This window comes from Stackebrandtia albiflava, assembly GCF_007994225.1.
Classification (GTDB): Bacteria; Actinomycetota; Actinomycetes; order Mycobacteriales; family Micromonosporaceae; genus Stackebrandtia; species Stackebrandtia albiflava.
In genome coordinates, this window is sequence record NZ_VLLL01000012.1 from 1 (window position 1) to 16,954 (window position 16,954).

Sequence of the window (16,954 nt, forward strand, 5' to 3'; positions counted from 1 at the left end):
TCGGTCATCGTCACGTCCGCCACACCGTCCTCGTCCTGGTCGGTGATCACCGAGTCCACCAGGCCGTCGGCGTTGGCGTCCACCGCGTAGGTGTCCAACGCCCCGTCACCGTCGACATCGGTACCCACCGAGTCCACCAGACCATCGGCGTTGGTGTCGGCCGCGACCTGATCCACGTCACCGTCACCGTCCAGGTCGGTGTGCACCTCATCGATCAGACCGTCACCATCGACGTCGATCAACTGCGAATCCAGCACACCATCACCATCGGTGTCGGAGAACAACTCCCCGTCGGCGGTCAACACCCCGTCGGCGACCCCGTCGTGATCCACATCGATGAAGGTCTCCTCACCGGCCACCGTCGTGGCGTCCTCGATACCATCACCGTTGATGTCGAAGTAGTCACCCGACGCGTCATCCGCGGTGTAGTCGTCCTCCACCGGCTCATCCGTCGTCGTGTCCTCGAAACCGTCGCTCATCGCGCCTCTCCCATTCGGTGTGTTGTTGCAGACGACATTACGCAGCCTGCGGGGGTCGAGAACTCCCCAAAAAGTGCCACCGTGCGGGCCGAGTCGGGGGTCGTCGGCGACCATACCGGCAGCCGAGGACCGGATCAACCCCTCACCCGGTACGACGGCGAGTGATACTGGGGCCATGGCAGACCGGAACAAGTCGCAGGTGAGCGTGCTGAAAGCCTCCATCGACCCGGAACGGTTGCGCGACACCGGTACCACCCCCGACTACCGGTTCTCCCTGGCGAACGAACGCACCTTCCTGGCGTGGCTGCGGACCTCACTCGCCCTCGTCGGCGGCGGGATCGCGGTCGCCCAGTTCCTGCCACCGCTGCGCCTCGCCGGCCTCCGGGAGGGCATCGCCGTCACCCTGCTGGTGCTGGGGGCCGCCTGCGCCGCCCGCGCGATCCTGCACTGGGCGGCATGCGAGCGGGCCATGCGGCAGGGCGGGGACCTGCCGACGTCGCGGTTCCCGACCGCGCTGGCGTTGCTGGTCGCCGTCGGCGCCTTGGGGCTGCTGGCGGCGGTGCTGACCGGGGCGTTCGCCGAATGAGCCGCGACCCGGGCGCGCAACCGGAACGGACCCGGTTGGCGTGGCGGCGCACCCTGCTGGCGGCGACGGTCCTCGTGTTGCTGGCGGCGCGGGGCGCGGTCATGCCGCCGCTGGTTCCCGCCGACCTGCTGGTCGTCGGAGGGCTCGCCCTGGTGTGGTTGGGGATGCTGGCGGGGGCGCACCGGCGGATCCAGGCGTTTGCGTCACCGCGTCCGGTCCGAATGGGGTTGCCGACCGCGTGGCTGGCGACCGGTTCGGTGGTCGGCCTGGCGGTGTTGGGCTTCGTCACGCTGTGGTGAACCACGGCCGCCGGCTTCGTGAGCCACGCCTCGCCGGGCCGCATGCCCGCCGGACCCGCCGTCCCGTTCCCGGCCACATGCCCACGACCCCGTCGTCCACAATCCGCCGGTTATCCACAACCGCCGGTCTTCACGCTGGACACGCCAGGCGTGGCGTCCGATAGGCTCCAAGCCAAGTGGGGCGGAGGCCGGTGGCCCTGCGGAGAGAACGCCGCCGTGGGGGCGGGAGTGACACCACCGGGTCGGGTCACCGTTGTGAGTCGGGCGTGATCCCGTCACCGCACATACCCGGCACGCGCGAATCACCGCGCAAGGCGGCCGAGTCGGGCCGCCGCTCACCGGCACGGGAATCCGCTCACCGGCCACGCGCCACCGGAGTCACGCTGACCGGCCACCGGCCACCGAACCCGAGCACGCTCACCCTCACAGCATGTCCGGCAGGACCATCACCCTGGGCTCGGTGTAGTCGGCCATGGTGGCCGCCACCCCTTCCCGGCCGATTCCGCTGGCCTTGGTGCCGCCGTATGGCATCTGGTCGGCGCGGAAACTCGGCACGTCACCGATGATCACGCCTCCGACCCGCAACCGGCGGTGCGCCCGCGCCGCCACGTCGATGCGGCGGGTGAACACCCCCGCCTGGAGTCCGTAACGGGAGTCGTCGACGGCCGCGAGACCCGCGTCGGTGTCGTCGACGGGCTCCACGACCAGGACCGGACCGAACACCTCCCGTTCGGCGAGCGGACGACCGGCCGGTACGCCCGACAGCACCGCCGGGGCCACCGTGTTACCGTCGCGTTCGCCACCGCAGTGCAGCGTCGCGCCCGCCGCGACCGCGTCGTCGATCCAGTCGGCCACCCGTCCGGCGGCGTCGCGTGAGATCAGCGGTCCGACGACGCACGCGTCGTCGCGGGGGTCGCCCGACGGCAGTGCCCTCACCTTCGACACCAGCAGTTCCGTGAAGTCGTCACACCGGTCACGTGGCACGAACACCCGCTGCACCGAGATGCAGCTCTGCCCGGCCTGGTAGTTCCCGAACGTCGCGATGCGTTCGGCCGCGTAATCGAGGTCGGCGGGGTCGTCCCAGTCGTCGCAGATCAGCGCGGCGGCGTTCCCGCCGAGTTCCAGGACGACCTTGCGGCGCGGCAGCCGGTCCGCCAACGCCCAACCGACCGTGTCGGAACCGGTGAACGACACGACGGCGAACCGGTCGTCCGCGGCGAGGTCGCCCGCGGCCTCGTTGGGCACCGGCACGATCGACACCGCTCCCGCCGGGAGGTCGGTGTCCGCGAGCAGTCTTCCCAGGTGCAGGGCCGACAGCGGGGTCGCCGGGGCGGGTTTGATCACGACGGGAGCGCCGACGGCGATCGCCGGGGCGAGTTTGTGCGCGACGAGGTTCAGCGGGAAGTTGAACGGCGTGATGCCGAGGACGGGTCCGAGCGGGAACCGACGGGTCAACGCCATGCGCCCGGCGGCGCCCGGGTCGGTGTCGAGTCGCTGCGTGACACCGTCGAAGCGGCGGGCCTCCTCAGCGGCGAACGTGAACGTGCCGATGGCCCTGGTCACCTCGACACGCGCCCACCTGATGGGTTTCCCCGATTCGGCGGTGATCAGTTCGGCGACGGTCTCGGCCGAGTCCCGCAGGGCGTCGGCGACGTGCCGCAACGCCGTCGCGCGCCGGTGGGCCGGGAGTTCGGCGGTCTCGTCGGCGGCCCCGGCGGCGGCCGACACGGCGGCCTCCACCTGCGTCGGCATGGCCCAGGTGGTGGTGCCCGCGACCTGGTCGTCGAAGGGGTGCCGCACCACCACCTCCGTGTCACCGTGTTCGGGGCGGCCTGCGATCCAGAACGGTGTGGCGGTCATGGGCTCACTGTAAAGGGTGCGGCGGTGGTGAGACCGTGAGCGGTGATTCCCGCGGCCGGCGGGCACCCGTCACGCGGGGTGACCGGTCGTGACCCGTCATGTGGAGCGCCGTGGGCGGCGCCGCTGGCAGACGGGTGTGACGTACGTCCAGACCTCCCCACCGGCGATGGTCTCGGCAGGGCATCATGAGAGGCATGACTGATCCAACTCCCCAACAACAGCCCGGATACCCGACGGCCGAGCAGCAGGCGGCCTACGCCCAACAGCAGCAGGCCGCGTACGCGGCACAACAGCAACAGGCGGCGGCGTACCAGCAGGCGCAACCACCGGCTCAGCCCGCGTCGCAGATGTTCGACAAGCTCCCGATGAACATGCTGACGTTCGGACTGGCCGCCGGCGGTGTCGCGGCGATGCTGATCGGTCTGCTCGTCGCCGGAGCCAAGGACGCCGACCTCATCGGCGGCGGGATGCTGTCGCTGTGGGCGGCGGTCGTGGTGCTCACGGCGATCGTCATCACCACCGGCCCGAAGTTCCGCGGCACGCTGCGGGTGATCGTCCTGGCCCTGGTGGTGCTGGAACTGGGCAGCACGATCGGTGGACTGCTCGGCAGCGGCGGCAACGCCGACGGCGCCGTCATCATCGGTGAACTGCTGTTCGTCGCGGGCCTGGGCCTGCTGGCGGCGGCGACCCTGACCATGTCGGAGCGTCCCGCGGTCGCGGCCGGTCACCAGCACACCGGCGTGATCCAGCAGGTGCCGCAGCAGGTCAACCCGCAGCAGTACCCGGGTCAGCAGCCCCAGCAGGGCGGCTGGCAGTAGCCGACATGTCGTAGACCCGCACGTTGATGGTGGTGCGCTGCTGCAACGCGGCACGCAACGCCCGGTGCAGCCCGTCCTCCAGGTAGAGGCCGCCGTGCCAGGCCACGACGTGCGGGAAGAGGTCTCCGTAGAAGGTGGAGTCCTCGGCGAGCAGTTTGTCCAACGCCAGCTCGCGCTTGGTCGTGATGAGCTGGTCGAGCCGGACCGCACGCGGCGGGACGGTCGCCCACTCCCTGAGCGTCAAACCGTGCTCAGGGTACGGGCGGCCGTCCCGCACCGCTTTGAAGATCACACGTTCCCCCAGGTCATGTCGAGGCCCTCTCGTTTCACGATAAGACGCCGCACGGTACGCCGCCGGGTCAAGTCGGTGACCGGTCTCACCTACGCGGGGTGATCCCCCAGATGCCGGACCACAGTTCGCCGGGGCCGAGCGTGACGAGGTCGGTGCCGGTACGCATCGCGTCGGGCGGGCAGCTCATCGGCTCCACGGCCACGGCGCGGCGGCGACGGTCGCCGTCCAGGGTGTCAGACGTGTAGACCTGGAACCAGTGGAACGACTCGTCGGCCCACACCGTGAGCTGCTCGGTGTCGTCGGCGTCGGTCAACACCACCCGGGCCATCCGGTCGGCGTCGCGGGTGAGGTCGCCGAAGGTCGTGTCGAGCACGGTGTCGCCGATGACGGTGGAGTCCCGGAACCGGGCGTCGGTGACGCCGTTGGGAAGCATCCGGTCGTCGGTGGTCAGTTCGGTCTTCGCGGGCACCTTGAGCCGCCACTCCTCCAACGGGGAGCCCGGAAGCCGCAGGTAGGGGTGTACACCGAGCCCGAACGGGCAGGCGGTCGCGCCGACGTTGCTGACGTAGTGGGCGGCGCGGAGCCCACCGGGGCCCACCGACCAGCGGGTCCGCAGCAGCAGCGGGAACGGGTAACCCGGTTGCGCCGGCAGGGCGCACTCCAGGCTCACCGCGGAATCGCTGACGTCTACGGCCTCCCAGCGCAGCCAGCCGACCAGGCCGTGCATGGCGCTGCGGGTGGCGGGCTCGTTCCACGGCAGCCGGTGTTCGGTGTCGCCGAACCGGTAGGTGCCGTCGCCGATCCGGCCCGGCCAGGGCGCGAGGACGTGGCCGGCGGCGCCGGGCGCGATCTCGTCGTCGTCGTATCCGTCGATGTAGGCCCGGCCGTCGAGGCTGAACAACCTGACACCGCCCCCGACCGAGGCGATCACCGCCTCCCAGCCGGAGTAACTGATCGTCCACTGTTCACCAGACAACGCCATACCGCGGATCTCCGTACACTAGAGACGAGTGGTTCTCTGCCGCTCACGAACTCGGACGTCGCCACGCCGACCACGCGGAGACGGTGGGCCGGGTTGCCGCGCGGTGGCCACGCCCGGGCGGTCGGTCGGGCAGAGCACAAGCTTATTGGCTTACGGCGCCAGGCGCGCGACCACCCAACCGCCGGACTCGGCGCGCCGGTATCGCAACCGGTCGTGCAGGCGGTCGGCGCGGCCCTGCCAGAACTCGATCTCGTGGGGGACCACCCGGTATCCGCCCCAGTGCGGCGGCGCCGGCACATCACCCGGGAAGCGGGCGGCGGCGCGCCGGTACTCGGCGTCGAGGCTGTCCCGGTCGGGTAGCGGCCGGGACTGGCGGCTGGCCCACGCGGCCAGTTGCGAACCGTGCGGCCGGGTCGCGAAGTACGCCTCGGTCTGCGGACGCGGCACCCGCGAGGCGGTGCCGGACACGATCACCTGGCGGTGCTGCCGGTACCAGCCGAACAGCAACCCGACCCCGGGGCGGGCGTCGATCTGTCGTGCCTTGTCGGACTCGTAGTTGGTGTAGAACACGAATCCGTCCGTGGAGAACGCCTTGAGCAGGACGGTCCGCTGCCGGGGTGCGCCGTCGGGGCCGGTAGTGGCCAGCACCATCGCGTTCGGTTCCAGGCCGCCGTCGCGGACCGCGTCGTCGAACCAGCGGGTGAACAGGGTGAACGGTTCCCGGGGCGCGTGGGACTCCAGGAGGGTCCGGCCGGTGTAGTCGCGGCGCATGGCGGCCGGGTCGGCGGCGAAATCTGTCACCCGCACAGCGTGCCATCGGCGGGACGCGCCGGGATGATCCGGTCACGGAATCACAACGATTCGGTACCGTCACGTTCACGCACTTCAGGCGTTCGACAACAGCCGCGAATGCGGTCATATCGGGCATCTCGGCGCGTTCTCCTGCGCATATGCGCGCGGTTGGGCCACATTCCACACGCCCTGAGTGCAACCGCGATCGCGGCGGCGGTGCAAGATGGGCGGCAGCCTTTGAACCGAACCGTCACCGAGTGCCGCCCCACCGCGGCCCGGAGACATCCGCGCGGGACGGCCGGTTCGCCCACGCACGAACCCTCGTCAGGAGTACAACGATGTCTGATTTCAAGCCGGGGCTGGAGGGCGTGGTCGCCTTCGAGACCGAGATCGCCGAACCCGACAAGGCGGGTGGCTCGCTGCGCTACCGCGGCGTCGACATCGAAGACCTGATCGGGAACGTGTCCTACGGGCACGTGTGGGGTCTGCTGGTCGACGGCCGGTTCGGCCCCGGTCTGCCGCCGGCGGAACCGTTCCCGGTACCGGTGCACACCGGCGACATCCGCGTGGACGTGCAGAGTGCCGTCGCGATGCTGGCGCCCTACTGGGGCCTGGGCCAGCTGCTCGACATCGGTGACGAGCAGGCCCGGAACGACCTGGCGCGGGTGTCGGTGACGGCGCTGTCGTACGTCGCGCAGTCGGCGCGGGGTGTCGGCCGGCCCGCCGTGCCGCAGAAGGAGATCGACAAGTCCGCCACCATCGTGGAACGTTTCATGCGCCGGTGGCGCGGTGAACCGGACCCGCGGCACGTCCAGGCGGTCGACGCCTACTTCATCTCCGCGGCCGAGCACGGCATGAACGCGTCCACGTTCACGTCCCGGGTGGTCGCCTCCACGGGCGCCGACGTCGCGGCGTGCATCTCCTCGGGCATCGGTGCCCTGTCGGGTCCCCTGCACGGCGGCGCGCCGTCGCGGGTCCTGCACATGCTGGAGGAGGTGGAACGCACCGGGGACGCCGACGCGTACGTCAAGGGCGTCCTCGACCGCGGTGAACGGTTGATGGGCTTCGGTCACCGGGTGTACCGGGCGGAGGACCCGCGGGCGCGCGTGCTGCGCCGGACGGCCCGGGAACTGGGCGCGGAACGTTTCGAGGTCGCCGAGGCGTTGGAGCGTGCGGCGCTGGCCGAACTGAAGGCCCGCAAGCCCGACCGCGTGCTGGCGACCAACGTGGAGTTCTGGTCCGCGGTGGTCCTCGACTTCGCCCAGGTGCCCGCCGACATGTTCACCGCGATGTTCACCTGCGCGCGGGTCGCCGGTTGGAGCGCGCACATCCTGGAACAGAAGCGGCTCGGCCGGATCGTGCGGCCCAGCGCCACCTATGTGGGTCCGGCTCCCCGCACTCCCGACAGTGTCGAGGGCTGGAACGACATCCCGGGCCGCAAGTCCTGAGACGTCGACCGGGCGCCGTGTCCAGTGGGAACGGCGCCCGGTGACCGTTTCTCCACTATACGGAGACTTGATCGTTTCCTTCACCGGTTACCTTTGTCGGTCCGACACGCCTACCGGCAAGGCTTGTCCATTCACGACATAGGAGAACCGTGACCCCGATCCGCCCTGCCCGTCTCAGCGCCATCGTCGCCGCCTCGGGCCTCGCCCTCGCCCTCGCCGCCTGCGGCGGCACCGAATCCCCCGCCGACGGATCCGCCGAACCGTCGACCACGGAGTCCAGCAGCCCGGCGGTCGACCCGGCGGAGGCCGTGGCAGCCGGTTTCGCCGCCCTGGAGGGCACGCCGATATCGGTCACCATGGACAGTCCCGGCCTGATGACCATGACCATCGACACCGACGCCGCCAACGAACTGATGACGATGACCATGGAAATGGACATGGCGGCGGCTGACCCCACCATGGAGGGCACCGTCGAGATGACCATCATCCGCAACGGCCCCGACATCTGGATGCAGTACGGCGGCGACAACGAGATGGCGACCCTGATGGGCGACTCGTGGGTCCACACCGACGCCACGTCGGAGGACATGACCGAGCTGGCGGAGTTGCAAGACTTCGGCGCCACCATGTCGAAGGAGATGGGCGAGATCGGACCGGTCACCGAGACCGGCCCCAACACCTACACCGTCAAGTTCGGCGAGGGATCATCGGTCCTCGACATGGGCCTGAGCGAACTGACCGGCGCCAAGGCACCCGCCGCGCCCACCGAGTTCACCGTCGTCCTGGACGACCAGGGCCGACTCGCCAGCATGACCGGTGTGGACGAGGCCGGCACCGAGATGACGATCACCGTCAACGGCTACGACGTGACCGTGGAGGCGAACGAGCCCGACGGGGAGATCATCGAGGCGTGACCGCGGGCGGCCCTCTCGGAACGGCCGCCCGACCCGCGATCTCCGGAACCGGCCCGGGCCACCCCACCGGGCCGGTTCCGTCGTGTTCACCGCCGGGCCGCCCCGGCGCCCCGGCGGGGGTGCGGTGGGCCTCTACCCTGGGATCGGAAGCCCGCCTGGTGCGGGGACCGACACCCCTTCCGGGAGGACGCCACATGAAACCCCCCACAGTGACCGGCCGGATCGCCGGCCTCACCGCCATCGCCGGGCTGGCCCTGGCGTTGGCCGCGTGTTCCGGCGACCAGGGCGCGATCGACGACACCGGCGCCGACTCCGGCGACACCGGTACCGAGACCCGGCTCGACCCGGCCGCGGCCGTGGACGCCAGCGTGGCGACCCTGGAGGAGACCAGCTACTCGCTGACCATGACCGTCGGCGACCTGATCGACGGCACCTTCTCCGTGGACCCCGCCACCGGCGACTACCACGCGCAGACGACCACGGACGCCGCCACGTTCGGCGTCGAGGGCGTCGGGGACATCACCACCGAGGTCGTCGGCATCGGCACCGACATGTGGATCAAGACGTCCGGGGCGTTGGCCACGCAACTGGGCACCGAGGGCAAGTGGATCCACACCACCACCGACGGCGCCGCCTCCGACATCGTCGGAATGGACATGAAGCGGCTCACCGAGGAACTGCTCGCGTCCTTCGAGAACATCGAGGCCACCGGCGACAACACCTACACCGCGACCATCGACCCGGCGAAGATGTCCGACCTGGGCGGTGACGCGCCGGTCGAGGCCGTGATCGTCCTCGACGACTCGGGGCGCCTCCAGTCGGTGACCGCCGACATCCCCGACCCCCTCGCGGAAGACGGCTCCACCCTCCCCGTCGCCATCGAGGTCACCGGTTACGACGTCGCCGTGGACGCGCAGGAACCCCCCGCCGACCAGGTCGTGGAACTCACCGAACTCATGCCGTGACCCGGCACGCCGCCGGCGGCCCCCCGATGGCCGCCGGCGGTGGCGTGCGAGAATCGCCGGGTCGGCAGCGCGGCCGTCACCCCTCTGGTGAACATCCACGACAGGAGAGTGAGCGGTGGCCGAAATCCGCATTCCCGAACGACTTCTTCCCGCCGACGGCCGGTTCGGCTGCGGCCCCAGCAAGGTCCCCGGCGCGGCGGTGACGGCGCTCGCGGCGGCGGCGCCCGGTCTGCTCGGCACGTCCCACCGGCAGAAGCCGGTCAAGGACCAGGTGGCGCGGCTGCGTCGCGGCCTCGCCGAGTTCTTCTCCCTACCGGACGGTTACGAGGTCGTCCTCGGCAACGGCGGCACCACCGCGTTCTGGGAGGCGGCGGTGTTCGGGCTGATCGAGCAGCGCGCGCAGTTGGCGTCGTTCGGTGAGTTCGGCGCGAAGTTCGCCAAGGCCGTCAAGGCGGCCCCGTTCCTGGCCGACCCGGTGGAGCGCACCGCCGAGCCGGGCCGTGCCGCCGAACTGGTGGCGCAGGACGGGGTGGACGTGTACGGCATCCCGCACAACGAGACGTCCACGGGCGTGTCGGTGCCGGTGACGCGGGTGGCCGGTGACGGCCTGATGCTGCACGACGCGACGTCGGCGGCGGCCGGGCTCCCGGTGGACCTGTCCCACACCGACTGCTACTACCTGGCGCCGCAGAAGGGCCTGGCGTCCGACGGTGGCCTGTGGATCGCGTTGATGTCACCGGCGGCGTTGGACCGGGTGGAGCGGATCGCGGCGTCGGGCCGGTACATTCCGGAGTTCCTGAACCTTAAGACGGCGGTCGACAACTCCCGCAAGGAGCAGACCTACAACACGCCGAGCGTGGCGACGGTGTTCCTGGCCGCCGAGCAGGTCGACGCGATGCTGGCGGCCGGTGGGTTGCCGGCGGCGGTGGAGCGGTGCGCCGACAGCGCGCAACGGTTGTACGGCTGGGCGGACAAGTCGGAACTGGCGACGCCGTTCGTCACGGACCCGGCCATCCGGTCGAACGTGGTGGCGACCATCGACTTCGCGGAGTCGGTGGACGCGGCGGAGCTGGCGAAGGTGCTGCGCGCCAATGGTGTCGTCGACACCGAGCCGTACCGCAAGCTCGGGCGCAACCAGTTGCGCATCGCGTTGTACCCGGCGGTGGACCCGGCCGACGTCACCGCACTCACCGAGTGCATCGACTACGTGCTGGAACGCCTGTAAGACGGCGCGGACGCGGAGCGGGCGAGACGTCCGTTCCCGTCCCGCGCAGTGCCGGGGGGCCGCCACTCCTCCTCCCCATGGCGTCGAGCCTATGGCGCCGCGGTGGTGGGTGTCGAGGCGGCGGCGGGCGGGTTGTGGACGACCACCCGGTTGTGGACAACCCACTGTGGAGGCATGGCGGGACGGGTCGTGCCCCGGCCCGAGGCCCGGCACGGTGACTCCGGTACCGTCGCGGCGTCTCGCCGTTCCGTCCGCCGGTCCGCGTGACACCGGTGTCGTGCCGAACTACGGCATCGACGACCACGGCCGCCGGGCTTCGCACCGTCTCGGCCGGTCACGGCCCCCTGGGTTCCCCCCCACCGCCCGGCCGGCTCGTGGCGGCCCCTCCCCGTCAGCCGTTCAGGCCGCTCCGGTGAACGGCGCCTCCGCGACCGGTTCGTAGTGTGGCGTGTCGCCGGCGTGGCTGTGGTAGAGCCCGATGCGGTCGGCCGTCCAGTCCGGTCCGCGATACCGCCGCAGCCGCACCAGGTCCTCGGCCGACTCGGCGTTGCCGATTCCGGCTCCGGCGCCGGCGAGTGTCAGGTGGGGGCGGTACGGGCGTTCGTCGTACGGGATCCCCGCGGCGCGGAACGCGGTCCTGGTCCGTTCCGCCAACCGGGTGAGCCCGGCGACGTCCGCGGCGAGTCCGGTGTAGACGATGTTGCTCCGGCCGCGCCCGAAGCGCCCGCCTCCCGCCAGTGCCAGCGTCAACGGGGGTGTCTCGGCGGCCGCCTCGGCCATCGCCCCGGTCGCCTCCGGTAGCCGCTCGGCGGGCAGGTCGCCGACGTACGCGACGGTGACGTGCCACAGGTCGTGGCGGAGTACGCGCCGCCACGCCTCGGCGACGTGCAGCTCCTCGACGACCTCGGTGAGGTGGGTGATCGCGGTGACCGGTGGGCGCAGTGCCGCGAACAGCCGACGCCGCCCGGTCACGCCCAGTCCCTCGGTTGTTCGTCGCGGCGGGTGCCGACGACGAGGCCCGCCCGGTGCAGTTCCTCGGTGACGCGGAGGCGTTCCAGTTCCAGGTCCATGCCGCTGAGCCGGCCCAACCGGTGCGGGACGTCCAGGGCCGCGCAGGCGCGCCGAAGCGCGACGTCGTACCGGTCGGTGAGGTCGGCGCGGCGGGTGGCCTCGGTGAGGGGGGTGTCGGCGAGCCGAGCCGACAGCGCGCGTAGTTGCGCCGCGGTGTGCTCCACCGGCGGGACGGTCGGCGCGGTCGGCCGGAGGCGCGCGACCGCCTGGTTCGCGCGTTCGCGGGCGTCGTCGCCGGAGACGATCAGCCAGGCGATGAGGCAGGGCAGGCTGGCGAGCGTCACGAGTGCCGCCGCGACGGCGGCGGGGTGTCTCACGTCCACTGCTCCACCTTAGGACGGGGTGCGGGTTTCATCGACGTCCGTCACATCGTGCGGCGCCGGGGGTCACTGCGAGAACGCCGCGAACACGTCGTGGAGGCGGGTGACGGCCGCGGTGTCGCCTTCCACGGTGACGGTCTCGGGGTCGTGGCGGCGCCACACCCAGCGGTACAGGGCCGAGGCGTCGCCGGTGACGGTGGCCGTGGCGGGGGCGTCGGATTCGGCGATCACCATGGCTTCGGGGGTCACGGTGACGAGCCGGCGGCGGCCGGGGGTGACCAGCGCGACGGCTTCACCGGTGGCGTCGGCGGCGGCGGAGGCGAGGCGTTCGGGCCGTCTCCCGGCGCCCCAGACGGCGCAGACGTCGAGGAACTCGTCAATGCCGTCCTCGGCGAGCGCGGCGTCGACGGGGGTCACGGGAATCCCGGCGGCCAGTTGCGCGTCGACGCGGTGGATGGTGGTCTCGTGCGCCATGCGGCGCATCCAGAATCCGACGGTCTGGTCGGGGTCGTACCAGGTGTAGGTGGGGTCGGTGGGTTCGCGTCCGGTGAACTCGGCGAGCAGGTCGCCCAGGGCGATCCTCAGCCGGGTGACCGGGTCGCCCTCGTCGGCGGGGGGCCACGGCTGCGGCGGGGCGCCGGTCCGCATGCAGAGGGTCTTGTGTTCATACACCATGGCGACGTGGTGGACGAGATCGGCGACGGTCCACTCCGGACAGGTGGGGACGACGGCGTCCGACCGCCCTTCGGCCGCCGCCGCTAGTGCGGAGGCCTCGGCGGCGGTTCCGGTGGTGAATCGACTGAACTCCATGATCGCCAGTGTGGCAGTCGGGGGTGACATCCGCACTCGGCTTTACGTGTGCCTACTTCGGGATGTTTGGTGACGCAGCCGACATAACGCTAGCGGTATGCCAGTAGCCGCGTTAGGGTCTAAAGCGATTCCACTCCTTACCGCCCCGAGGAGGCCGACCCGCACCCCATGAGACGACAGCTGGCAGACACCTTCGAATCACTCAAAGTCCGTAACTACCGGCTGTTCGCCTCGGGTCAACTGACCTCATTGGTGTGCCGATGGATGCAGGTCATCGCGATCGACTGGCTCGTCCTGGAGATGTCCGGCGACTCCGGTACCGCGCTGGGCCTCGTCATGGCGTTCCAGTTCCTTCCGGTGCTGCTGCTGAGCCTCTACGGCGGGAAACTCGCCGACCGGTACGACAAGCGGCGGCTGCTGCTGGGCGCGAACGTCGCCTGGCTGCTGCTGTCGACCGGTCTGGCCGTCCTGGTCCTGTCGGGCGCGGCACTGCTGTGGCACATCTACGTGTTCGCGTTGCTGCTAGGCGTGGTCAACGCACTGGAGACCCCGGTCCGGCAGTCGTTCGTGTCGGAACTGGTGGAGCCGGCGCTGCTGCCGAACGCCCTGGCGTTGTCGGCCGCGACGTTCAACGGTTCCCGGATCGTCGGCCCGGCCGTCGCCGGTGGCCTCATCGCCCTGTTCGGCTCGGGTGTCGTCATCGCCGTCAACGCGGTGGCGTACATCGCGCCGCTGGTGGCGCTGTTGATGATGAGCGCCGGAAGGCTGTACCGGGCGAGTTCCCGCCCCAAGGACACCCGGATCCGGGAGGGGCTGCGTTACACGGCGCGCCGACCCGATCTGCTGCTCCCGCTCGCGCTCATGTTCGTCGTCGGCGGGCTGGGCTTCAACTTCCCGATCACCCTCGCGCTGCTGGCCAAGACCGTGTTCGCGACCGGCCCCGAGGCGTTCGGCCTGTTGACGACCATGTTGGCGGTGGGTGCGCTGGCCGGGGCTCTGGCCAGTTCGAAACGGCGCGCCCGTCCCAGCGCCCACGTGGTGATGGGGGCGGCGGCGCTGTTCGGCGCCCTGGAGATCGTCACGGCGTTCGCGCCCTCGTTCTGGACGGCGTCGCTGCTGCTGATACCGACCGGGTTCGCCATGGTCTATCTCGCGCAGGCCGCCAACCAGCGGGTGCAGTTGGGCGTGGACCCGGCCTTCCGCGGCCGGGTGATGGCGCTGTACGTCCTGGTGTTCCTCGGCTCCACCCCCATCTTCGCCCCGATGATCGGTTGGCTGGGCGAGGTCGTGGGTCCGCGTTCGGGCCTGTGGGTCGGCGGCGCGGGTGCGCTGCTGGGCGCGATCGCGGCCTTCGCGATCCGGTGCCGCCGCCGCGACGTGCAGATCAGCATCGACATCCGGCCGCGTCCCCGGGTCCGCATCATCGAACCGGCCAGGACGCCCGTCGAGCAGGCGGCCTGACGGCGCACACGTGAACGGGGGCGCATCCGGTGGGGATGCGCCCCCGTCTCGTGTCGGGACCACCGGTGGGTGGTCAGTGTGACGACCGTGGCGTCGTGTCGCCGCCGAACAGGACGTCCTCCCAGGCGGGCAACCGGTTCCGGGGCTTGCTCCCGGCTCCGGCGACCACCGCGACCTTGCCGTTGTCCTCGCCGGTGTCGTCCGACGCGGGGTCGTTGCGGCGGGGCCGCAGGACCGCCAACGACGGGACACTCGGGGTGTCGCGCACCTCGGCCGGTTCGGACCCGGGAAGGCCCAGCGCCGCCGGCTGCCGTTCGCCCCGGGCCGGTTCACCGAGCGGCCGCTCCAGCGCGGCACGCAGGGCGTCGCGGCGCAGCGGGTCGGGACGTGACGCGGGCCGGGTCTTGTCGGCCGCCGGGGTCTCGGGCTTGTCGCGGCGGGTGACGCCGTACAGCGGGTCGCGCGAGGGCCGGGCCGTCGGCGACGGCGCCGGTGACGGCGCACGGGTCACGGTCGAATCCGGTTCCTTGCGGGCGGACGCGGGCGACGGCGTGGACAGGAACTGGGCCATCTCGTCGTGCGGCTGCACGGTCTGGCGGCTCCGGTCGAGTTCCCACATCGCCTTGGCGGTCGACTTGCCGCTGGTCCAGGTCGCGGTGACGCGCCAGGTGCCGTCCTCGCGGCGCCAGGCGTCCCAGGAGACGGCGGCGGCGTCGACGCCGTGCTGCCCGAGCTTGACGTCGACCACATCGGACATCCGCTCGCCGCGATCCGATGTGGACAGGCGGGCGCGGCGGGCGGCCTGCGCCAGCATCGCGCGCTCCTGAAGCACCGGCCCCGCGTACCGCAGGACCTTGTCGACCTGCACACCCGCCCCCTTGGCGATGTCCTCGGCGGACTCACCGGAGCGGATGCGGGTCTGGATGTCACGCGGCGACAGGGTCACGAGGCCGCCGCGGCGTTCCGGGGCGGCGGAACCGGCGGAGCCGGACTCGGAGTCGGCGGCGGCGTCCCCCCGGACGGCCGAGTTGACCCGCTCGTCCAGCGGCAAACCCAACAGGCGGCCCAGCTCGTCAGCCAGAACCAGTGCCTGGCCGTCTTCCGACAGGGCGACGAAGCGTACCGGTCGCATCTCCCACGCACCCCTCTGCGGTCTCGGCATCACTGCCGCCAAGTAGCGCCTCGGTCACCGTGATCGCGGAAGGACACGGCGACACCACTTGACAGTACGCTCCACGGTACAGGTACAACACCCGCCACCGCGGCATCAAAGAGCGCAAGATCGCAAATATCTCCAGGTTTCGGCCGTCCGACCGATCTGCACGCCTGGAAACCCGGGTAAGTTTGCCCCGTGCCACCGATCAAGACCCGTGCCGTCCCCAAACCGGTCGACTTCCCCATGACGCCCCTGGCGCTGGGCGGTACCGCGCTGTGGCTGATCGCCGCGGCGATCCTGTGGCTGTTCTTCGCCGACGAGCTGGCCGCGACCGGCCGCTCCTGGTGGATCCACTGCGCCCTTGCCGGTGCCGCGTTGGGCGTTCCCGGCACCATCACCATGATCGTGCACGACCGCGGCCGGAACCGCCACCGTCGCGCCGCCTCCGAATAAGCCGCTCCTGGTCGCCTCCGGATCACCCTCGCCGGGGGTCTCGCCCGAGACGGTCGGCTCCTCCGGGACGGAGGCGGTCTCCGTTTCGGGGCTCTCGGCGGCGGCGGTGGGTTCCACCGGGTCCGCCACCGGTTCCTTCGCCTGCGCGGAGTCCACCGCGACGACCTGGTCGGCGGTCTCGTCGTCCCGGCTCACCGGGTCGACCTGTTCGATCAGGTTGTCGTCGTACACGGTGTCCAGGTGCTCGACGTCCTCCTCGGCCACCTCACCGCCGGTGAGGACCTCCGAGTGCGCGCCGCAGCCGTGGTCGGCCGACACCACCTTGGCGTCGTCCGAGGCGTACAGGTTCCCGCAGACACCGAACACCTGCCGCAGCGATCCCGCCAACGGCAGGTAGAAGCCGCACGTGCCGCACCGGGCGTCGGCGGGCGCCGACACCGAGATGTCGGCCTGTGGGCCGCGGTCGCCGTCGTACCAGCGTTGCGCCGTCTCGCCGCGCCCCTCCCGGCTCATCACCCGGGCGCGGCCCACGCCCAGTTCGAAGGCGATGTCCTCGACGGCGTCGTCTTCGGAGAGCACATAGGACGGCATGAGCCGTTCGTCGTCCTCGTCGGTGGGGAGCAGGTCGCCGACACCGACGTCCCCGGCGCGCAGCCGCTCCGCCCACGGCACCCACACCGGGGCCGTCAACGCGTCCGGGCCGGGCAGCAACGCCACCTCCGACACCGTCACGTTGCGCGCCCGGGGTGCCCGGGCGACCACGACGGCCCACCGCCAGCCGCGGTAACCCGGCAGTTCGCAGTCGAACAGGTGCGTCACGACCCGGTCGGCCTCGGCCTCCGCCGACAGGTGGTCGCCCACACCGTCGCCGGTCTCCTCCGCCGCGGAACGGGCAAGGTCGACGGCCTCCGCGCACACCCGGTCTAGCCGGGCACGGCGGGCGATGGTGGATGACTGTGACACCCGCCAAGGATACGACGTCCGGCCCGGTCCGCGACGGCCTACCTGGATGCCGCGGGTCAC

Annotated in this window: 17 protein-coding genes and 1 pseudogene; 8 read left to right on the plus strand and 10 right to left on the minus strand. The window is 71.2% G+C overall.

Features of this window, described 5'->3' with window-relative positions:
* A partial coding sequence (locus tag LX16_RS27310; protein WP_211354768.1) for a hypothetical protein occupies nt 1–479 on the minus strand: 479 nt, incomplete at its 3' end.
* A 175-nt stretch (nt 480–654) separates the two neighbouring features.
* Here LX16_RS27310 and LX16_RS25295 point away from each other — a divergent pair.
* Both LX16_RS25295 and LX16_RS25300 read left to right on the plus strand, forming a co-directional pair.
* Nucleotides 655–1,065 carry a YidH family protein gene (locus LX16_RS25295; protein WP_147144492.1) on the plus strand — a complete coding sequence of 137 codons (411 nt, stop codon included), beginning with the start codon at nt 655–657 and terminating at the stop codon, nt 1,063–1,065.
* Nucleotides 1,062–1,364, plus strand: a complete 303-nt coding sequence (locus tag LX16_RS25300; protein WP_147144493.1) for a DUF202 domain-containing protein — start codon at nt 1,062–1,064, stop codon at nt 1,362–1,364. The genes LX16_RS25295 and LX16_RS25300 overlap by 4 nt, the downstream gene beginning before the upstream one ends.
* Nucleotides 1,365–1,787: 423 nt before the next feature.
* Here LX16_RS25300 and LX16_RS25305 read toward each other — a convergent pair whose 3' ends face one another.
* On the minus strand, nt 1,788–3,224 hold the full coding sequence (locus LX16_RS25305; protein WP_147144494.1) for an aldehyde dehydrogenase family protein: 1,437 nt from the start codon (nt 3,222–3,224) through the stop codon (nt 1,788–1,790).
* A gap of 194 nt (nt 3,225–3,418) precedes the next feature.
* Between LX16_RS25305 and LX16_RS27315 the strand changes: the two genes are divergently transcribed.
* Nucleotides 3,419–4,042, plus strand: coding sequence for a hypothetical protein (locus LX16_RS27315; RefSeq protein ID WP_211354769.1), 624 nt, complete (start codon nt 3,419–3,421; stop codon nt 4,040–4,042).
* Here the strand turns inward: LX16_RS27315 and LX16_RS25315 are convergent.
* From LX16_RS25315 to pdxH, 3 genes are all read right to left on the minus strand, one after another.
* The gene (locus LX16_RS25315; RefSeq protein WP_147144495.1) at nt 3,990–4,334 is read right to left on the minus strand and encodes a type II toxin-antitoxin system VapB family antitoxin; all 345 of its coding nucleotides are present in this window, start codon (nt 4,332–4,334) and stop codon (nt 3,990–3,992) included. The genes LX16_RS27315 and LX16_RS25315 overlap by 53 nt on opposite strands.
* Before the next feature lie 85 nt (nt 4,335–4,419).
* Entirely contained in the window at nt 4,420–5,316 is an 897-nt protein-coding gene (locus tag LX16_RS25320; RefSeq protein ID WP_147144496.1) for an aldose 1-epimerase family protein, read from the minus strand.
* A 150-nt stretch (nt 5,317–5,466) separates the two neighbouring features.
* On the minus strand, nt 5,467–6,087 hold the full coding sequence (pdxH, locus tag LX16_RS25325) for a pyridoxamine 5'-phosphate oxidase (RefSeq protein ID WP_147144603.1): 621 nt from the start codon (nt 6,085–6,087) through the stop codon (nt 5,467–5,469).
* 359 nt (nt 6,088–6,446) lie between these two features.
* Between pdxH and LX16_RS25330 the strand changes: the two genes are divergently transcribed.
* From LX16_RS25330 to serC, 4 genes are all read left to right on the plus strand, one after another.
* Nucleotides 6,447–7,556, plus strand: a complete 1,110-nt coding sequence (locus LX16_RS25330; protein WP_147144497.1) for a citrate synthase 2 — start codon at nt 6,447–6,449, stop codon at nt 7,554–7,556.
* A 149-nt stretch (nt 7,557–7,705) separates the two neighbouring features.
* The gene (locus tag LX16_RS25335; RefSeq protein ID WP_147144498.1) at nt 7,706–8,470 is read left to right on the plus strand and encodes a hypothetical protein; all 765 of its coding nucleotides are present in this window, start codon (nt 7,706–7,708) and stop codon (nt 8,468–8,470) included.
* Nucleotides 8,471–8,664: 194 nt separating this feature from the next.
* A complete protein-coding gene (locus LX16_RS25340) occupies nt 8,665–9,435 on the plus strand; it encodes a hypothetical protein (protein WP_147144499.1) in 771 nt (256 codons plus the stop codon).
* A gap of 115 nt (nt 9,436–9,550) precedes the next feature.
* On the plus strand, nt 9,551–10,660 hold the full coding sequence (gene serC / locus LX16_RS25345; protein ID WP_147144500.1) for a phosphoserine transaminase: 1,110 nt from the start codon (nt 9,551–9,553) through the stop codon (nt 10,658–10,660).
* Nucleotides 10,661–11,059: 399 nt separating this feature from the next.
* On the opposite strand, the gene thpR is transcribed toward serC, so the two are convergent.
* The 3 genes from thpR to LX16_RS25355 all read right to left on the minus strand — a co-directional run bounded on the left by thpR (nt 11,060) and on the right by LX16_RS25355 (nt 12,861).
* Nucleotides 11,060–11,632 (minus strand): RNA 2',3'-cyclic phosphodiesterase, encoded by a 573-nt coding sequence (gene thpR, locus LX16_RS26805; protein WP_158645740.1) that lies wholly within the window; start codon nt 11,630–11,632, stop codon nt 11,060–11,062.
* A complete protein-coding gene (locus tag LX16_RS26810; RefSeq protein ID WP_158645741.1) occupies nt 11,629–12,054 on the minus strand; it encodes a hypothetical protein in 426 nt (141 codons plus the stop codon). Before LX16_RS26810 ends, thpR begins: the two co-directional genes overlap by 4 nt.
* 63 nt (nt 12,055–12,117) lie before the next feature.
* Complete coding sequence (locus LX16_RS25355) at nt 12,118–12,861, minus strand: maleylpyruvate isomerase family mycothiol-dependent enzyme (protein WP_158645742.1); 744 nt, start codon at nt 12,859–12,861, stop codon at nt 12,118–12,120.
* Between the two features lie 168 nt (nt 12,862–13,029).
* Between LX16_RS25355 and LX16_RS25360 the strand changes: the two genes are divergently transcribed.
* The gene (locus LX16_RS25360; RefSeq protein WP_147144503.1) at nt 13,030–14,322 is read left to right on the plus strand and encodes an MFS transporter; all 1,293 of its coding nucleotides are present in this window, start codon (nt 13,030–13,032) and stop codon (nt 14,320–14,322) included.
* Between the two features lie 73 nt (nt 14,323–14,395).
* Here LX16_RS25360 and sepH read toward each other — a convergent pair whose 3' ends face one another.
* Both sepH and LX16_RS28330 read right to left on the minus strand, forming a co-directional pair.
* The gene (sepH, locus tag LX16_RS25365) at nt 14,396–15,454 is read right to left on the minus strand and encodes a septation protein SepH (RefSeq protein WP_147144504.1); all 1,059 of its coding nucleotides are present in this window, start codon (nt 15,452–15,454) and stop codon (nt 14,396–14,398) included.
* A gap of 594 nt (nt 15,455–16,048) precedes the next feature.
* Nucleotides 16,049–16,894: pseudogene (locus tag LX16_RS28330) on the minus strand (DUF3027 domain-containing protein); the annotation flags it as partial.
* Between the last annotated feature and the right edge of the window lie 60 nt (nt 16,895–16,954).